The following is an 18,504-nucleotide window of genomic DNA, read 5'->3' as shown; positions in this document are numbered from 1 at the left end:
GGTCAAGAGAGAATTTTTGTGAGAAGGGGAAAGTGAGATGACAAATATAAGAAAGATTGCTGAACTTGCTGGAGTATCTGTTTCAACTGTTTCACGTGTACTAAATAATCATCCGTACGTAAATGAACAGAAACGAAAAGAAATTTTAGCGATTATAGAAGAATTAAATTACACGCAAAACGTGAATGCAATTCATTTAGTGAAAGGAAAAACGAATGTAATTGGCGTTTTATTGCCACACGTAAATGATCAATATTATAGCGCTATTATTGAGGGGATATCAAAAGAAACGGCAAAGAATAATTATAATATGATGCTTTGCCAGACAAATTATAGCGAAGAAAGAGAACTAGAAATTTTAAATATGTTAAAAATGAAAAAGCTTGATGGGGTTATTATTTGTTCTCGGGCAAATAGTAAGGAGAAGCTTGAAGAATATACGAAATTCGGCCCGATTGTTATGTGTGAAGAAATAGATTCAAAATGCATTTCAAGTGTCCATATTGATTACTACAAAGTATTTTCACGTGGGATGAAAAGCTTAATAGATGCCGGTCATACAAGTATTGGATATTGTATTGGAAGAAGTAATAGCGTTAATAGCCAAAGACGAAAGAGGGCGTATGAAGATTCGCTTCAACAGAGTATCGTAACACCGTTAGAGACCTGGAAATTTGAGGGGTGTTTTACAGTGGAAGATGGACGCAATGTAATTAGAGAATGGGCTCATATGTCAGTAAAACCGACGGCGTTCCTTGTATCTTGTAACCATATTGCAGCGGGGATGGTTACAGAAGCAAAAAAACAAGGAATTCGTATTCCAGAGGATATTACGATTATTGGGTGTGATGATCAAGAGGTGGCAGATATATTGGGTATAACGACGATTTCGCATTCTAGTAAAAACGTTGGATTGAAAGCGTTTGAATTATTATATGAAAAGATTAATGAAGAGAAATTAGATGTGAAGCATATAGAGTTATTACCAGAGTTAGTAGATAGAGAAACGACATAATTGAGAAGGTGTGAAAATCGCTTTTCAAAATTTCGTTTGGTATAATTATGGACAATCTATGAGGGCTAAAAGGGGTTTTGATATGAGATCAAAAGTAGTAAAAGTAATTCTACTCATTACAATTGCATCTTTCTGTTTATTTGCATATGGCTTTGTTTCAGGTGTAAATGATGTATTAAATCCGAAAGCTTCAAATTTAATTAAAAAGACCGATGTAGTGGCAAAAGAGAAAAAGAAAACGGGAACGTTACAAATCGTTAGTTTAGGTGATTCATTAACGCGTGGCGTTGGTGATAAAGAAGGAATTGGCTATGTTGGGCGAATGAAAGAGGATTTACAAAAAGATTATAAGCAAAAAATTGCATTAACAAATTTAGCAGTTAGTGGTGCAAAAATGCCCGATTTATTAAAACAAATTGAAAGTAATGGCGCTCAATATTCAATTAAGCAAGCAGATGTAATCGTGTTAACGATTGGTGGGAATGATTTGTTCCCAGGCTGGGAATCGCTTGGGAAGATAGATTTAGATACGTATCGTCCTGACACAGAAACGTTTCAAAATGAAGCAAAGAAAATTATAGAAGAAATTCGTAAATTAAATACAGATAGTCCGATTTTTTGGCTTGGTTTATACAATCCTTTTGAAGATGTAGAAGATTTAAAAGGGTCTTCAAACATTGTTGTGGACTGGAATGCATCTTTAGAGAAGTTAGCGCTAAACGATAAAAATGTGTATATTACACCGACATTTGATTTATTCCAAAACCGCGGAAAAGATTTATTATACTCTGATCATTTTCATCCGAACGAAGTAGGTTATACGTATATGGCAGAACGTTTAGTTCAAAATGTTGTAAGTAAATTAAAACTAGAACAAGGAGGGGTAAAATGACGACGATACTTTCCGTACGAGACTTGAAGAAGGTAATTGGAAAGAAGACTCTTGTAGAGGACATTTCCTTTGATGTAAAGAAAGGAGAAGTGTTCGGGTTCTTAGGACCAAATGGTGCTGGAAAGACGACTACCATTCGAATGTTAGTCGGATTGATTACGGCGACAGAAGGTACGATTTCTATCGGTGGTTATTCGATTAAGGACAATTTCAGAGAGGCGATGCGTCAAATTGGGAGTATCGTTGAAAACCCAGAGTTGTATACATATTTAACAGGATGGGAAAATTTAAAGCAATTTGCTCGTATGTTAGGTGATATATCAGATGAACGTATTATTGAAATTGCTGAAATGGTTCATTTAGATGAAAGAATTCATGACAAGGTAAAAACGTACTCACTTGGTATGAAACAACGCCTTGGAATTGCGCAGGCGCTCCTTGGGAATCCAAAATTGCTCATATTAGATGAGCCAACGAATGGTTTAGATCCAGCAGGGATTAGAGAACTTAGGGAATTTATACATAAGCTTGTAAAAGAAGAAAATATGAGCGTGTTTATTTCAAGTCACTTGCTAAGTGAAGTGCAAATGATATGCGATCGCGTTGCTATTATTCATAAAGGAAAGATGATAACAGTTGCCAAGGTTGAAGAATTAATTAAAACAGCAAGTGATCGTGTAGAATGGATTGTTACACCAATTTCTAAGGCGAAAGATATGTTAGAAGCAGCCGAAGAAGTAAGAGAAGTGAGTGTAGAAGGCGAGCGATTATTATGCCGCATGGATATTGCATCTATAAGTAGTTGGAATAAACACTTGGTAGAAAATGAAATAGATGTACATAGTGTTAAGGAGCTTGTATTTACGCTAGAAGATTTATTTATTGAACTCACAAGGGGTGAGCAGCATGCGTGAATTTGCGAATCTAGTTTTAAATGAATCAGAAAAGATTTACCGTAAGAAACGTATTTTTGTTGTTATGCTTATTTTAGCAATCTTAATCCCGCTTTTTGTGTATGCGCAGTATCGCGAAATAGAAACGACACAAAAAAGACTCGGTACAACTGATTGGAAGGTTTCATTGCAACAGCAAATTGTTGATTCTCAGAACCGGTTGAATAATTCTAGATTGCCAGAAGAATGGCGTGATTGGTTAAAGGTAAGAGTTGAACAACAACAATATTATTTAGATCATGATATTAATCCGATGGCGCCAGGTGCACCGACTTTTGTCAGAGCATTTATTGAACAAGGAATTACATTGTTTATTCCGCTTCTCGTAATGATTGTCGCCATTGATATCGTTTCTGGAGAACGAAGTGATGGGACGATGAAGATGTTACTTACGCGGCCGATTCGGCGCTGGAAAATACTCCTTAGTAAATACGTGACGATGTTATTTTTCATTTCGCTCATACTGCTCCTTGTAGGTTTGTTTGCTTACATATTATCAGGGCTTGTATTTGGATACTCGGGATGGAATTTACCTGTTTTAACAGGATTCGTCATTGATAAGGAAACGTTAAATACGAACTTTGTGCACCTTATTCCGCAGTGGCAATACATCTTAATGGCGTATGGACTAGCCTGGTTTGTTGCTATCGTTGTCGGAACTATATCATTTATGGTCTCTGTTTTAATTCGTAATACACCAGCTGGTATGGGCGTTATGCTAGCTGCATTAATTGCAGGCGGTATCTTAAGCTCATTCGCAACATCTTGGGAAGGCGCGAAATATATTTTTAGCGTGAATTTATCATTAACGGATTATTTATCAGGAAAATTACCTGCATTACAAGGCTTATCAATGGGATTTTCTTTGATGAATTTAACTGTTTGGGCAGTTGTTTCTCTTATTATTTCGTTCTTAGTATTTACAAAACAGGATATGTTGAATTAATTGGACAGGAAGTGAAAGCATGGAAAATGTTTTAAGAAATGATTGGGGACCATTACTGGCACCAGAATTTGAGAAAGAGTATTATCTTACTCTATCCAGTTTTTTGACAGAAGAATACAGCACGCATGTTGTTTATCCGAAGGTGGAAGATATTTTTAACGCTCTTCAGTATACAAGTTATGAAAATACAAAGGTTGTTATTTTAGGACAAGATCCGTATCATGGACCGAATCAAGCGCATGGTTTAAGCTTTTCTGTACAACCTGGTGTTAAAACACCACCATCATTGTTAAACATGTATAAAGAGCTTCGAGATGAATATGGTTATGAAATTCCGAATAACGGTTATTTAGTAAAATGGGCGGAGCAAGGAGTATTACTACTAAATACCGTATTAACAGTTCGTCAAAGTGAAGCAAATTCTCATAAGGGAAAAGGATGGGAGCACTTCACAGATCGTGTGATTCAACTGTTGAATGAACGTGAAAAGCCAGTTATTTTCATATTGTGGGGGCGCCATGCGCAGGCGAAGAAGAAGTTAATTACGAATCCGAATCATCATATTATCGAGTCTGTACATCCAAGTCCATTATCAGCAAGACGTGGTTTCTTTGGTAGTAAGCCATACTCTAAAGTAAATACGATTTTAGCTAATATGGGCGAAAGAGAAATTGATTGGGAAATTCCAAATTTATAAATAGAAAAGGTAGTTAACAGTCGTTAACTACCTTTTTATTATTATTGCTCGTTCTTTAATTTTGCATCTAGTACAAAAGTACCAAATGGGATAACTGATGAAACGAATGCTCCAAGTGCCCATAAAATAGATTTACGGTGTACGATTGTTACTTGAATTACTGCAAAGATGAATAGAATAAATAGAACACCATGAGCCATGCCTGTAATTTTAACAGCTGTTGCAAATCCTGCGAAATATTTCAATGGCATTGCTACAAATAATAGTAATAGGAAAGAAATACCCTCAACTAGTCCAATTGCTCTTAATCGTCCGATTGGTGTAGATAACATAAAGTAGCCTCCTTTAACGTATGCTTGTATATAGTAAATTTGTATTCTTTTTCAAAATAAAATAGTCTATTTTGTTTCATTATATACAAAAAGAAAGTTTACACTACGAGAATAGTGCAAAGTTCAAAATATAGTCACAAAAGCATGAGAATTTAAATAAAAACCTATTTGAAGTATTTGACTTCAAATAGGTTTTGTGAATGAAAATATTAAACAAGTACATCCGTTTTTAAAACAAATTTCTCTACAACTTTTGCAACACCATCGTTCATATTTGTATCTGTTACGTAATTTGCAATTTCTTTAATATCATCAGGTGCATTGCCCATTGCAACGCCAAGACCAGCAAATTCAATCATTGCTTGGTCGTTATAGCTATCGCCCATTGCGATAACTTCTTCACGCTTAATGCCAAGCTTTTGAATCAGTTTGTTTAAGCTCGTTCCTTTTGTAACACCGGCTTCAGTAAATTCTAAGAAGAATGGTTTCGAACGCATCACGCTTAATTGGCCTTCTAGTTGTTTTTGTAGTTTCTTTTCAACTTCAACAAGGCGTTCAGCTTCTTTATTCATTAATACTTTTACTACAGGCTCTTTAACTGCGGCTTTAAAGTCATCTACTACAACAATTGGCATACCAGTAATATCGCCCTCAATTTCAGTATAAGGATTATTTTCTTCCGTTACGATATCATCGCCCATATAAGTATGAATCCATACATCTTCAGTTTTACTAATTTCAAATAGGTTGTGAACGATTTCAGGAGATAGTGTACTACTAAAGATTTCTTCGTTTGTTTTACAGTTAATAATTTTTGCGCCATTAAAAGATAGAATGAAACTGCCGTATTCTTCTAAGCGAAGTTCTTTGGCTACATTGCGCATACCAAACGTTGGACGTCCAGAAGCAAGTACAACCTTTACCCCTTGCTCTTGTGCAGTCATTAACGCTTCTTTCGTACGAGGTGAAATAGTATGGTCATCACGTAATAAAGTATCATCTAAATCTAAAACAATCATTTTATAAGTCATATAGAAAATTCCTTTCTTTAATTGAAATCAAAATACATGTTCATGAAGATGTTGAGGAATAATAGTAAGACATCAAACCTCTTTGAAAAGAAGTAGATAAATCATTATGAGTGTGTTGCTCATAATATCGGTTAATAATCATTGGGGATGGATAAAACCCCAATGATTCAAGTTTGATTTTATCGTAACAACTCTAAAGGTAGAGTGCAATAATGGAAGTTTTCCAATTTACGATATTTGTTTTGCTGTGGAACGAGAAAATAGTATTTCTAGCAAAATGGCCATTACAGATCCAAGAACGAGACCGTTACTTAAAAACGATGCTAGAAATGGTGGAAGTGTGGAATATGCTCCTGCTGGAACAAACATAACTCCGACTCCTGTGAAGATTGAAAGACCGGCTACTTTAAATAATCGTTCTTTATCCTGGACAGTTTCGTATTCTCGAAAGGCAAGGCCAATCATGCTTGCGAATACAGGATAAATAGCGGCATAACCAACTGCAACAGGGATTGCTGCAAAGAATGAAGTGATCTTTGGAAATATACTAACGACAATAATAAAGCTTGACCCTAATATAAACGGGAGACGTTTATAAATATTAGTCGTTGCAATAAAACCTGCTGATCCAGAAATAGCGACAGGCCCAATAGCTGAAAATAGGCCGCCTAGCAATTGGTTGATTCCTGTTATAATGCCAGCTTGTTTAAAACGATCTGGTGCTGCATTCTTTTCATACTTAGAGACAATCCTTTGCACAACACGAATACTTGCTAACATATTTGTTAGAAGTAATAGTGTAACGAAAACGACCGTAATTGCCATGTTCCATTCAATACGAGGCATTCCGAAAACAAATAGAGACGGAAAACGGATTATATCTGTCACAGGCGTTACTGGATTTGATAACCCGAAGCATGCGAATAATATCCAGCCGCATACGATACTGAAAAGAACAGAATATTGTCCAATAATAGGTAGCTTCATGATGAAAAAGGATAGTAAAATAACAATGAGTGAAAGAATAAATACGTTAGGTTGTACTTCTGTATGTTTTCCATCAAGGCCAAACATTCCCTTTAAGAAGGAGCCACTAAGCTGCGCAACAAGAAGAAATAAATATGTTCCAATGACTGTCGGTGTAAAATAGCGAACGAGTTTATCAATAAGTCCAAAAGCGCTAAGAATAATACAAATAATACCGCTTAATAGGAAAGCATATTGAAGAACTTTAAGTGTCTCATTGTTTGATCCAAATAATACGACGCCTAAACTTGCGTAAAGGGAGAAAATTCCCCACCAAAGTCCAGCAGGACCTTCTTGAATAGGAAGTTTATGCCCAAATATAGCTTGCAAGAGACCAGCAAAGCCTAGAACAAATAATGTTCTTTGTACGAATGCGATAGCTTCAGCGCCATCAAGACCATAACTAGTTGCGACACTAATTGGTACAATAAGGCTTCCAGCTAAAATAAATAGTGCCCATTGTAAGGCGGAAAGAAATGTCTTCATTATATCAACCTCTTTCATAGATTCCGTATCTAGTATATACGTATTTTATTTCCACTGGCAAAGATTGTAGATAGAGAAAAGAGTTGAAATACGGTATGAATGCACGTAAGCAATTATGGATCGCAGTTATATGTATGACTTTTGTTGTAATTCTAGGAACGATAGGATTTATGACAATTGAAGAGATTAGTTTGTTTCAAGCATTTTGGATGACGATGATTACTGTATTGACTGTTGGATACGGAGATGCTGTTCCTGTAACGCAAGCGGGGAAAGTATTTGCGCTCCTTATTATTCCTGTTGGCGTAGGTATTGTTACGTATGCAATTGGGGTAGTGGCAGCTATGATTATTGAAGGGAATTTATTTCATGCAGTGCGGAGGGAGAAGATGGATAAACAAATAGCGCAGTTGAAAAATCATATTATAGTATGTGGTTGCGGTAGAGTGGGGCTTCAAGTTGTACATGAATTGCAAGAAAAGAAAATTCCATTTGTTGTTGTCGATAAAGATGAAAGTGTATTAGAGAAGGGAAAGCTTTTGTATATACATGGAGATGCGACGGAGGATCAAGTTTTACATCATGCTGGAATTTCAAAAGCGGCTGGTTTAGTTGCTATCGTAGCAAATGATGCTGAAAATGTATTTATTACATTAACAGCAAGAGGATTAAACGATGCAATTAAAATTGTGGCGAGATCTGAAAAGCCAGAAACTGAAGAGAAATTAAGGCGTGCGGGTGCAAATAAAGTTATTAATCCATCCAGTATGGCAGGAATTCATATTGCAAAAGGTATTGCGAATCCATTAACAGTTCATTATATTGATACAGTGCTGTATGGGATAGAACAGTCATTTGTCATTGAAGAAATTTTAGTTGGAAAAGATTCAATATTAGTTGGTAAATCGTTACTAGAGAGTGATGTGAGGAATCAGTTTGATGTAACGATATTAGCGATTTTGAGAAATGGGGATATTATACATAATCCAACGGGGCAGGAAAAACTGCAAGAACATGATATGATAATAGTATTTGGTTTAGTAGAGAAGCTGAAGCAATTTGAGAAAGAACTACAAAGTACGAGGTGATAAGGAATGCAAATATCGAGCGATAAGATTTTAAATAAAATGGCGAATGAAATTGCAAAGGCAAAAAGTAGTGAAGGACAAAAATCAAAAGATCATTTATTAGTTGTGCGTGCTTTATGCGATTTACTATTAGATGAACAGGTTGAATCTTCTACGTATAGGGAGCCGCAAATTCAATCGCAAGTAATTGGATCGCAGCCTATAAAGACAGTTCAACCAGTTATGCCAGTTTCTGGAGAACCTGTGTATATTAAAGAAGAAGGTGCAAATGGTAATTCTTTATTTGATTTTTAAGGATTAAATCGTTTGGCTTATATGAAAAAATTGCTTATGATAAAAGTAAAAAAGGGGAATTAAGATGAAAATTTTCTTTTTACTAGGTTGTATTGCAGCGGGGCTATCTGTTGCGTTAGGAGCCTTTGGAGCACACGGTTTAGAAAATAAAATTTCTGCGAAAATGTTAGAAGTTTGGAAAACAGGTGTTACATATCAAATGTTTCATGCAGGTGGACTATTCGTAGTTTCTTTATTGATGGATAAGGTTCAATCATCACTTTTAACTACTGCTGGTTGGCTTATGGTAGCTGGGATTATTATGTTTTCAGGCAGTTTGTATGCATTAAGTACGACAGGTATTAAGTTCTTTGGCCCAATTACGCCTCTTGGTGGCGTAGCGTTTATTGTAGCATGGATTTTAGTCGGAACTGCAGTTGTAAAAGGCTTATAAAAAAACAAAAGCTGGCATATGCCAGCTTTTTTTATGGTCTTGGAGCATAAGTTGCTTGTTGACTAGGTAAGTACGTAATTTCTTCGGGGAATTCCACATAATCTAAGTAAATCATTAATAGTAAAAAACGTTTCCCTGATTGTGGCTCACTAATTACAATATGATCGCGACCAGCTGCTTCGATAATACCTGTATACGATTGGGTACCGAGTGAGCTACCACGTTCATAAGTCATTACAACCGTAGCTTGCTTACCCTTGTTTAAACGAAGGATATTTTCAATATAGGATTGTTCTAATGGTAACATGCCTTGAGAAACGGCATATTGAGCTTGCGCCGCTTGTTGTTGCATTGCTTGCTGTTGTTGTGGAGTCATTTGCTGCGGTTGTACATAAGTTCCAGATGGTTGATAAAATCCAGTTCCGTAATACGGGTTTTGTTGCTGTGCCATTCAAAAATCCCTCCTTATTATCAATCCTTAATAAACGCTAGGACAATCTTCGCCAGATGGCTGGAAGAAGCAGTGCTTTTTGAAGCGACCAGAGTTTTGTTGATTATACCAAGTTGACGGACAAGGGCCTTCAGGTCTAAAAAACCATAAGGCAAAATTTGCAGGCCAAAAGCGTTGTCCCTGAATCGTTCGCCTTGCTAAAGCAATATCTTGTTCCCTTGCACGTTGATAAAAATACCCTTTTTGTGTTGCCTCAAAACCACCAGGATTTTGATACACCATTTGACGTAAATTACGTATTTTTTTAAAATCTAAACAATTTCCACGGACACGATTTACCCCAACGTTCCCGACCATCAACATCCCCTGTTGTCCTTCTCCTTCGGCTTCAGCACGCATCAGTCTAGCTAATAACTTTACATCTTCTTCGTTATAAGCAATAACGCCCATTATGTGTCACCTCTCTTTTTGGAATACCTTGTGGAAAGAGGTTTATCCCGCATTAACGGGCAGTAAGACTCCCACCTTAAAATTGGGCTGGAGCAAAGAAGGTGGGTGGGAGATCAAACTGCCCGTAAAAGCCCGATTAGTTCAACTAATAATCAGTGGGGATGAACAAAACCCCCACTGATTAAAGTTTCACTTTATCTCTAGATGAAGTGTGTAACAATTACTAGTTCATACGTATGAGGAAAAGGACTCAGATATGACAACCAAACGAAGTTTTACATGGAGAGAAGAAAATAAAAAAAGCTAGCGTGAGCTAGCTTTTCATCATTATTAAAATACTTTAGACCATAAGTTTGAGAAGAAATCTCCAATAGAGCGCATTGATAATACAAACCAATTTGCTTTTTCAACTTCTTCTGTCGTTTTTGCAGTAGCTTTCATACTTTTACTACCGTCTAAGAAACCATATTTATCAGTTGATTCTAAAGTAATTGAGCCTACTTTGGTATCTTTCTTAACAGGAGCAACTAAATGTCCATCTTCAGCAAGGGATTTATCTAATTCAGTCCCAATTTTATAAGGCTCTTTGCTACCTTTTTTCGCAATTACTGTTATTTCTTTTTCGGGTGCAACAGTTACTTGGTCTTCTTTCCCTTTTACTACAGAGATTGTATTGTTTTTATTAACTTTTAATTTTTGTTTTTCAAAGTTATTAAATCCATGTTCGATTAATTCACGAGATTCTGTGAAGCGTTCATCCATTGATTTTGTTTTAATAATAACCGAGATAAGACGAACATCACCACGTTTCGCTGTAATAGTGAACCCATATCCAGCGGTATCAGAACTACCAGTTTTTAAACCGTCCGTTCCATCATAAGAGAAGGCAGCGCCTGGTAACATCCAGTTCCAGTTTTCCATACGAATTGGTTTTGGATGATTGTCTGGGAAGTTTCTAAATCTTTGTTTTGTATCCTCTAGCATTTCTGGATACTTTGTAATAATCGTTTTTGCAAGAATACCCATATCGCGAGCTGACATGGAGTTTTCTCCGGTCGGATCTGTTCCTTCAGGATGTTTTCCTTTTAAATCAGCATTATTTAACCCGGTAGAGTTTACAAATTTATATTTCTTTAACCCTACCTTTTTTGCATGTTCATTTGCAAGATTTAAGAAGTTTTTCTCACTTCCTGCAAGAAGTTCTGCTAAAGCAATACTAGATCCATTTGCAGAGAATATAACAATAGAATGATATAATTCTCTTACAGTATATTGACGTCCTTTTTCGAACGGTACATTAGAGAATTCATTATTACGAGAGACTTCATAAGCGTAATCAGAAATATTTACTTTCGTATCCCAAGTGATTTTTCCTTCTTTAATTGCTTCTAAAACAGCGTAAACAACAATTAATTTTGACATACTAGCAATAGCTAGCAATTCATCTGGATTTTGCTCGTGAAGTATTTTTCCTGTATCTGCATCAAATAAAAGTGCAGCAGCAGCCTCAATATGTATTTTTTCTTCCGCATGGGATGTTGTTACTACTAAGGAAGGAATTGACAATACAAGCAATAGTAAAATAGACAAGATTTTTTTCATATAGATTATCACCTTCGCATCGTTATTTAGCATATAGCTCGTATCATTTTAGCATAAATTTGGATATAGAAAGGTTACAATTTTGTAAGGTATTTGAAAGAGATTTGTCGATTTTTGTTCAAATTTGCGGAGAAAAGCAGTTTTTTGAGGAGAAATATGGAGGGTAATAAAAAAAGGAACGAATTTCGTTCCTTTTTCACGATTTATATGTGTAAAAATTTCTCTACCTTTTCGTCTGGTAAAATGTTTCCAACGAAAAATGTTCCGAATTCACCATAACGAGCACTTACTTCATCGAAGCGCATTTCATATATAAGTTTTTTAAATTGAAGAACATCGTCAGCGAATAATGTTACGCCCCACTCAAAATCGTCGAATCCAACTGACCCTGAAATAACTTGGCGTACCTTACCTGCGTACTGGCGACCAATTTTACTATGACTGTACATCATTTTCTTACGTTCTTCCATAGGAAGCATGTACCAGTTGTCATCACCTTGGCGACGCTTGTCCATTGGGTAGAAGCAAATGTGATTTGCTTTTGGTAGTTCTGGATATAAGCGAGCTAAGATTTGTGGGTTTTGATATGGATCTTCATCAGCTGGAAGGTAGTTGCTTAGTTCAACAACAGATACGTAAGAGTATGCAGGAACCATATATTCAGCTAATGTTGTTTTATTCAATTCTGTCTCAATTTCATTTAACTCTTCCATTGTTGGACGTAAAATCATAAGCATAATATCAGCTTTTTGGCCAACAACTGTATACATTGCATGACTACCTTTTTTCGCAGTAGATACTTCGTTCCATTTTTCAACGACATTTAAAAATTCAGACACAGCTTGTCCGCGTTCGTCGCTAGATAATGTTTTCCATGCAGCCCAATCAATAGAACGTAAATCATGTAAACAATACCAGCCATCTAACGTTGTTGTTGCTTCACTCATTCTATTCACCTCAGTTAATGATAGTTTTACACGTTAACTATAGCATATATAGTTTTAAAATCATCTATATAAAGCTTTGGCGCATAAAATTGTCACATTTAAATTTACTTGAAAATAGGAGGAGATAAGGATTAAAGGGGATTTATTTTTAGGCTGAATTTTATGAAAATATAATCATTTTCATTTTATCTATTTTTTGGGAGCTATAAGTTTAAAATATAGAAGAAAAGCAGTATTCTTAAAGATAGAGTTTTTTAACATATGTAGGAGGGTTTATTCGTGAGCAACTTATTTACAACAGTAAAAGAAAAAGTTCAAGGAAAAGGCATTTCTATCGTACTTCCTGAAGGAACTGATGAAAGAATTTTAGGCGCTGCAGAGCGTTTAGCAAAAGAAGAGTTAGTAAAACCAATCTTAGTTGGTAATAAGGAAGAAATTAGCGCAAAAGCTGCTAGCATGAATTTAACATTAGCAGGCGTTGATATTTATGACCCAGCTACATATGAAGAAATGGATGCAATGGTAGCATCTTTCGTTGAACGCCGTAAAGGTAAAGCAACTGAAGAAGACGCTCGCAAAATCCTTAAAGACGAAAACTACTTCGGTACAATGCTTGTATACATGGGCAAAGCACACGGTTTAGTAAGTGGTGCAGCTCACTCTACAGCTGATACAGTTCGTCCAGCACTTCAAATCATTAAAACAAAACCAGGCGTTACAAAAACTTCTGGCGTATTCATCATGGTACGTGAAGAAGAGAAATATGTATTCGCTGATTGCGCAATTAACATTGCACCAAACAGCCAAGATTTAGCTGAAATTGGTATCGAGAGTGCAAAAACTGCTGAATTATTCGGTATTGACCCACGCGTTGCTATGTTAAGCTTCTCTACAAAAGGTTCTGCGAAATCTCCAGAAACAGAAAAAGTTGTAGAAGCAACTCGCATTGCAAAAGAAATGGCTCCTGAATTAACTTTAGATGGAGAATTCCAATTCGATGCTGCATTCGTACCATCTGTAGCTGAGAAAAAAGCTCCAGGTTCTACAATTAAAGGTGATGCTAACGTATTCGTATTCCCAAGCTTAGAAGCTGGTAATATCGGTTACAAAATCGCTCAACGTTTAGGTAACTTCGAAGCAGTAGGACCAATCTTACAAGGTTTAAACATGCCTGTAAATGACCTATCTCGTGGATGTAACGAAGAAGAAGTGTACAAGTTAGCTTTAATTACAGCAGCTCAAGCACTTTAATTCTATAATGAATTGAAATAAAGACCGTCGCTATAATAGCGACGGTCTTTATTTTTCTAAGCCAAGTGCTTTATTGTTACGATCAATAATCCGTTGTAAATTCGTCTCATATAAAGGGATTTCATCTATTGTTAATTGAGATGGTGTTAACTTCGGAGCGAATTGCTGCAATGTTTTTAAAAGGCGCATCATTAAATCTTGTACTGTAATGGTTTCGCCAAGTAATTCTGAAAGTGAAGCCATTGTACTCGGTACAATTTCAGGATACGTAAAGCGTGTTTCTTCTCCTTGAATGGCTAGGTTATAGAAATCACGAACGAGTGCGGCACGCTCAGAGCCACTTCCTGTAGCACAAAGATAAATTTGGACAGCGACACCCCCGCGAATACGGCGCTGTGAAATGCCAGCGAATTTTTGATCGCGAATACTTAAGTCATAGCTACCAGGACAGTAAGAACCTACAATTTCTTTTGCCTCGATAGTAACGTCGTAATCCTTTAACATCTCCTTAATTAAATGCCACATCGTATCGTATCCAAGATCAATATCGATACCTTTTTCTGTTTCTTGGAATAAAAGTGATACGTTTAAAACACCTTCATCAAGCACGACTGCAAGCCCGCCAGAATTACGAACAATAACATTGAAGTTGTTCTTTTTTAACAAGGAAATGCCTTCTTCTAAGTGTGGTAGGCGTGAATCTTGAATGCCAAGAACAATTGTATTGTGATGAACCCAAGAACGCATTGTTGCAGCTGATTGACCATTTCCAATGCTTGTGCACAGTGTGTCATCCATTGCGAATGACTGCAATGCATGGAATGTTGGTCCCAAACTAGATTGATCTACAATACGCCACTCTGGCTGAGATAAAATGGAACGGGAATTGCTCATATAACTAACCCCTTATCTTTAAAATGACAATCTCTATTATAGCAAAAAAATGAAGAATAGAGTTTTCTCATATATAAAGGGGAAGTTTAGATGTGAAAGAATAAAAAGGATGCATTATATGCATCCTTTTTATTCTGCAATTTTTTCTAAATTACCGTTTCGATCCATTCGGAAAGATGTTTGAGAACGTTCTTCGTCATCCATGATTGCCAACTTACGAGCTCGGTTCATAATGTTCATAAGTGTTTCGTAATCTTCTTGTACAGTATGAGATTGCTTTTCTAATTTTTCTAGTTTCTTTTCTAGTTCTTCATTTCGAAGGATTTGTGCTTTAATTTCTTGTTTCAATCTCGTATTCTCGTTTTCAAGAGCTGTTACTTTTATATTTGAGGATCCAACTGTTTGTAAGAAATAAATAACATCTTGCATTGTCATAGAGCTTTTTGCAACAGGAACGGTAGATTCTTGATATGGAATAGCTTCTTTATATTGTACAATTGATTCCTCTTGTACGAATTCTTCATAATCAGTTATCGAATCTGAAGCTGGTGGTGTATAAAGTAAACGTTTTTTCGCTTGCTCACCGCTTGCAGCGCGCATTTTATCTTTACGATGTTTTTTTGCTAGTTGAAGAGCTTGTTCATAGCTATAGCGAACGACAGCATTCCAGCGGAAACCACAAGCAGCGGATGTACGATTTAACTGATCCCCTACTTCCTCAAATGCATTTAATTGCGTACTTCCTTCTCGAACATGACGAAGTACCGTTTCAGCAAGTAATAAATCATCCTCATCTGTCCAAGCATCTTGTCTTACTTTCATAGATTCAACTCCCTTTCTTTTTATGAACTTCCTATTTTTATAATGGGCAAAAAAATAAACTTTTATACAAAGCTTTTAAAAATATGGTAGATTTCGATGAAAGGTAAAAATTTTCCCATGAATGGTGAGCGCTTCTGTAGGAGAGCATATAAATATGTAGCATTATGTAGAGAATAGGCCCTGTAGGGAAACTTGCAACGAGCTTCAAAGAACGGTAAAATACCATTTAGTGTTTATTTTTAAATGTACTTGAGAAAAGTTTAAAATAGAGGAAGTGTTATATAATGGGAAACGAATTTCGCGTGTGCGATGACTGTCAGGCAACGAACGTTAAAACGTTAGTTCCGAAGTTAAAAAAAGTAGATTCATGTGCAACGATTGAAGTTGGATGTCAGTCTTACTGTGGTCCTGGTCGTAAAAAATCATTCGCATTTGTAAATAACCGTCCAGTTGCGGCTCCAACAGAAGATGAGTTAATCGTAAAAATTGAAGCAAAGTTAAATAAGTAAGAAAAAGAAGAGTGAAAAGATTACTCTTCTTTTTTATGCCCATAAGAGGAACGATTTATTCTGCGAAAGTGCTCTTGTGTGGACGAACGTTTTCTAAAGGATGGATATAACTTTTGTATTAAAGTTCTAATTTATATAAATTTGTATTTCAAAATAATGGTTGACAGTCTTTTAAAGCGATAGGTAGAATAGAAGTGTCTGATTCTGAGAATCATTATCAGGAAAATAACAATTCACCTAATTTTTTTATTACTATTTGAGAATAAATTTCATTTTAATAAATATATGTTGTTGGTTAGGATGGTTGAGGGATGGAAGCGAGCGCAAGCAGTATAGAACAGCAAGAAGAGAATGTTAAAGAGATTAAGAGCAGACCGCTCATTGCTTCTATTATTTTAGTAGCGGGTACAGTTTTGTTAGCTTTAAGCATGGCAGTTTCTATTTCTTTTGGGGCTGCAGATATTAGTTTAAAGACTGTATGGCAAGCTGTATTTCAGTTTGATGGATCTATTACACATCATAACGTAATTCAAGAGCTTCGCATGCCTAGAGCAATAGGGGGCGTAGTTGCAGGTGCCTTTTTAGCGGTATCAGGAGCAATTATGCAAGGCATGACGCGAAATCCACTTGCTTCACCATCGTTAATGGGGATTACAGATGGTGCAGTATTTGGAATTGCAATTATGTATGCATTTTTTCCTAATTCACCTTATTTGATGTTTGTTATTGCATCTTTTATTGGAGCTGCGTTTGGTGCAAGCATTGTATATGGAATTGGGTCTTCTTCACCAGGTGGATTAACACCTGTGAAATTAGCTTTAGCAGGTGCAGCTATTAGTGCTTTATTAGGGGCAATTTCATCTGGAATTGCATTGTATTTTAATCTTGCTCAAGAGGTGAGCATGTGGAATGCAGGCGGAGTTGCTGGAGTGAAATGGCAAAGTATTAATATGTTAGTGCCAATTGGCCTTGTTTGTCTTTTTATCGCAATTATGATGTCGAGATATATTACAATTTTGAGCTTCGGTGAAGAAATTGCGATTGGACTTGGTCAAAATACGACATTAATTAAATTTATCGGAACAGTACTTGTTCTTGTTTTAACGGGTTCCGCAGTTTCCATGGCAGGATCAGTTGGATTTGTTGGTCTTGTAATCCCGCATATGACTCGTTTCCTTGTAGGCTCGGACTATAGATGGGTTATTCCATGTTCTGCGGTCTTAGGCGGGCTGTTAATTGAATGTGCAGATATGTTATCTCGCGTTATTAACCCGCCATTTGAAACGCCAATTGGAGCAATTACAGCGCTAATTGGGGTTCCATTCTTCCTCTACTTAGCACGTAATGAAGGGAGAGGAAAGATGTGAGGACGAGTGTCTTAACAAAAAAGAACATTTCTATATTAACGATTTTAGTAGGACTAATCGTTTCTATATTTCTTATTAGTTTAAATACAGGAACTTTTAAAATACCGCCAATGGACGTATTAAAGTCATTGGTTGGAATAGGGGCTGAAGATCAGTCTGTTATTTTATTTGAATTCCGCATGCCGCGTATGGTGATTGCTATACTAGTCGGATCTGCTTTAGCGATGTCAGGTGCGATTTTGCAAGGATTATCACGAAATCCACTTGCTGATCCAGGTATTATCGGTATTAACGCTGGAGCGGGATTAACAGTTGTTATATTCGTCTACTTTTTCTTTGGAAAAGTTGGGACTGGTACATTTTTATCTGTATTTATCCTTCCATTCTTCGCGTTGGTTGGTGCAATATTAGCGGCGGTTATTATTTATTTACTATCATGGAAAGACGGCGTTTCATCAACGAGATTAATACTAGTTGGTATCGCTGTTGCAGCCGGGTTTGGTGCTGTTAGTTTAATTTTTTCTATGAAGATGACATCTAACGATTTTCGTTTTGCTACGATTTGGTTAGCAGGAAGTCTATGGGGCACAGATTGGAAGTTCGTGCTAAGTGTACTTCCATGGATGGTTATTTTCTTGCCACTTGCTATTAGTAAGGCGCACATATTAAATGTAATGAACCTAGGCGATTCTACAGCAGTTGGTCTTGGTTTAAATGTAGAAAAGGAAAGACGTAAATTATTATTTATTGCAGTTTGCTTAGCTGGTGCATCTGTCGCTGTTGCCGGAGGAATTGGTTTTATCGGTTTAATGGCTCCGCATTTAGCGAGGCGCCTTGTTGGTGGTAAACATCAAATTATGCTGCCTACTGCTGCACTAATAGGGACGTTTTTACTCTTATTCGCAGACGTAATTTCAAGAAGCGTGTTAACAACTTCAGAAATACCGGTCGGTCTTGTTATTTCTGTAATTGGTGCACCATATTTCATATACTTACTTATGAGGACAAAATAAAGGGA

At 36.4% G+C, this 18,504-nt stretch carries 21 protein-coding genes; 12 read left to right on the top strand and 9 right to left on the bottom strand.

The window, feature by feature from the left end; genetic code table 11:
• Positions 1-37 precede the first annotated feature (37 nt).
• The 5 genes from ASE54_RS32105 to ASE54_RS32085 are packed head-to-tail and all read left to right on the top strand — an operon-like array spanning position 38 to position 4,503.
• Positions 38-1,015, top strand: a complete 978-nt coding sequence (locus ASE54_RS32105) for a LacI family DNA-binding transcriptional regulator (RefSeq protein WP_000181963.1) — start codon at positions 38-40, stop codon at positions 1,013-1,015.
• Between the two features lie 10 nt (positions 1,016-1,025).
• Complete coding sequence (locus tag ASE54_RS32100; protein ID WP_002083539.1) at positions 1,026-1,907, top strand: SGNH/GDSL hydrolase family protein; 882 nt, start codon at positions 1,026-1,028, stop codon at positions 1,905-1,907.
• The gene (locus ASE54_RS32095) at positions 1,904-2,821 is read left to right on the top strand and encodes an ABC transporter ATP-binding protein (protein ID WP_000207705.1); all 918 of its coding nucleotides are present in this window, start codon (positions 1,904-1,906) and stop codon (positions 2,819-2,821) included. The genes ASE54_RS32100 and ASE54_RS32095 overlap by 4 nt, the downstream gene beginning before the upstream one ends.
• Positions 2,814-3,806, top strand: coding sequence for an ABC transporter permease subunit (locus ASE54_RS32090; protein WP_001206482.1), 993 nt, complete (start codon positions 2,814-2,816; stop codon positions 3,804-3,806). The genes ASE54_RS32095 and ASE54_RS32090 overlap by 8 nt, the downstream gene beginning before the upstream one ends.
• A 19-nt stretch (positions 3,807-3,825) precedes the next feature.
• The gene (locus ASE54_RS32085; RefSeq protein WP_000432545.1) at positions 3,826-4,503 is read left to right on the top strand and encodes a uracil-DNA glycosylase; all 678 of its coding nucleotides are present in this window, start codon (positions 3,826-3,828) and stop codon (positions 4,501-4,503) included.
• Positions 4,504-4,544: 41 nt separating this feature from the next.
• Here the strand turns inward: ASE54_RS32085 and ASE54_RS32080 are convergent, their stop codons facing one another.
• The 3 genes from ASE54_RS32080 to ASE54_RS32070 form a co-directional block, all read right to left on the bottom strand.
• A complete protein-coding gene (locus tag ASE54_RS32080) occupies positions 4,545-4,835 on the bottom strand; it encodes a DUF3817 domain-containing protein (protein ID WP_000953395.1) in 291 nt (96 codons plus the stop codon).
• Between the two features lie 209 nt (positions 4,836-5,044).
• The gene (locus tag ASE54_RS32075; RefSeq protein WP_000221382.1) at positions 5,045-5,866 is read right to left on the bottom strand and encodes a Cof-type HAD-IIB family hydrolase; all 822 of its coding nucleotides are present in this window, start codon (positions 5,864-5,866) and stop codon (positions 5,045-5,047) included.
• 228 nt (positions 5,867-6,094) lie between these two features.
• Complete coding sequence (locus ASE54_RS32070) at positions 6,095-7,378, bottom strand: purine/pyrimidine permease (protein WP_000847020.1); 1,284 nt, start codon at positions 7,376-7,378, stop codon at positions 6,095-6,097.
• Between the two features lie 95 nt (positions 7,379-7,473).
• Here ASE54_RS32070 and ASE54_RS32065 point away from each other — a divergent pair, with 95 nt between their 5' ends.
• The 3 genes from ASE54_RS32065 (at position 7,474) to ASE54_RS32055 (ending at position 9,193) form a co-directional block, all read left to right on the top strand.
• Positions 7,474-8,466 carry a potassium channel protein gene (locus ASE54_RS32065; RefSeq protein ID WP_000993976.1) on the top strand — a complete coding sequence of 331 codons (993 nt, stop codon included), beginning with the start codon at positions 7,474-7,476 and terminating at the stop codon, positions 8,464-8,466.
• Positions 8,467-8,472: 6 nt separating this feature from the next.
• Positions 8,473-8,760 (top strand): YwdI family protein, encoded by a 288-nt coding sequence (locus tag ASE54_RS32060; RefSeq protein ID WP_001167339.1) that lies wholly within the window; start codon positions 8,473-8,475, stop codon positions 8,758-8,760.
• 64 nt (positions 8,761-8,824) lie between these two features.
• The gene (locus ASE54_RS32055; protein ID WP_000688319.1) at positions 8,825-9,193 is read left to right on the top strand and encodes a DUF423 domain-containing protein; all 369 of its coding nucleotides are present in this window, start codon (positions 8,825-8,827) and stop codon (positions 9,191-9,193) included.
• A 31-nt stretch (positions 9,194-9,224) separates the two neighbouring features.
• Here the strand turns inward: ASE54_RS32055 and gerQ are convergent, their stop codons facing one another.
• From gerQ to hemQ, 4 genes are all read right to left on the bottom strand, one after another.
• Entirely contained in the window at positions 9,225-9,644 is a 420-nt protein-coding gene (gerQ, locus tag ASE54_RS32050; protein WP_000068643.1) for a spore coat protein GerQ, read from the bottom strand.
• A gap of 27 nt (positions 9,645-9,671) precedes the next feature.
• Positions 9,672-10,094, bottom strand: a complete 423-nt coding sequence (cwlJ, locus tag ASE54_RS32045) for a cell wall hydrolase CwlJ (protein WP_000538161.1) — start codon at positions 10,092-10,094, stop codon at positions 9,672-9,674.
• A 330-nt stretch (positions 10,095-10,424) separates the two neighbouring features.
• The gene (locus ASE54_RS32040; protein ID WP_000722863.1) at positions 10,425-11,696 is read right to left on the bottom strand and encodes a serine hydrolase; all 1,272 of its coding nucleotides are present in this window, start codon (positions 11,694-11,696) and stop codon (positions 10,425-10,427) included.
• Positions 11,697-11,899: 203 nt separating this feature from the next.
• Entirely contained in the window at positions 11,900-12,643 is a 744-nt protein-coding gene (gene hemQ, locus ASE54_RS32035; RefSeq protein WP_001287602.1) for a hydrogen peroxide-dependent heme synthase, read from the bottom strand.
• A 279-nt stretch (positions 12,644-12,922) separates the two neighbouring features.
• Here hemQ and pta point away from each other — a divergent pair, with 279 nt between their 5' ends.
• A complete protein-coding gene (gene pta / locus ASE54_RS32030; protein WP_000067215.1) occupies positions 12,923-13,894 on the top strand; it encodes a phosphate acetyltransferase in 972 nt (323 codons plus the stop codon).
• 48 nt (positions 13,895-13,942) lie between these two features.
• On the opposite strand, the gene ASE54_RS32025 is transcribed toward pta, so the two are convergent.
• Together ASE54_RS32025 and ASE54_RS32020 are read right to left on the bottom strand one after the other, a co-directional pair.
• A complete protein-coding gene (locus tag ASE54_RS32025) occupies positions 13,943-14,788 on the bottom strand; it encodes a biotin/lipoate A/B protein ligase family protein (protein WP_000071959.1) in 846 nt (281 codons plus the stop codon).
• A 129-nt stretch (positions 14,789-14,917) separates the two neighbouring features.
• Positions 14,918-15,610 (bottom strand): RsfA family transcriptional regulator, encoded by a 693-nt coding sequence (locus tag ASE54_RS32020; RefSeq protein ID WP_000868354.1) that lies wholly within the window; start codon positions 15,608-15,610, stop codon positions 14,918-14,920.
• 284 nt (positions 15,611-15,894) lie between these two features.
• Between ASE54_RS32020 and ASE54_RS32015 the strand changes: the two genes are divergently transcribed.
• The 3 genes from ASE54_RS32015 (at position 15,895) to ASE54_RS32005 (ending at position 18,499) form a co-directional block, all read left to right on the top strand.
• Positions 15,895-16,119, top strand: coding sequence for a DUF1450 domain-containing protein (locus tag ASE54_RS32015; protein ID WP_000526079.1), 225 nt, complete (start codon positions 15,895-15,897; stop codon positions 16,117-16,119).
• A 311-nt stretch (positions 16,120-16,430) separates the two neighbouring features.
• Positions 16,431-17,486 (top strand): iron ABC transporter permease, encoded by a 1,056-nt coding sequence (locus tag ASE54_RS32010; RefSeq protein ID WP_000388296.1) that lies wholly within the window; start codon positions 16,431-16,433, stop codon positions 17,484-17,486.
• Positions 17,483-18,499: an iron ABC transporter permease gene (locus ASE54_RS32005; protein WP_001260754.1), complete on the top strand. Its 1,017-nt coding sequence runs from the start codon at positions 17,483-17,485 to the stop codon at positions 18,497-18,499. The genes ASE54_RS32010 and ASE54_RS32005 overlap by 4 nt, the downstream gene beginning before the upstream one ends.
• Positions 18,500-18,504: the final 5 nt, after the last annotated feature.

It is taken from the genome of Bacillus sp. Root131 (assembly GCF_001429475.1).
GTDB lineage: Bacteria > Bacillota > Bacilli > Bacillales > Bacillaceae_G > Bacillus_A > Bacillus_A thuringiensis_S.
This window is presented reverse-complemented; position numbering and strand designations above follow the sequence as displayed.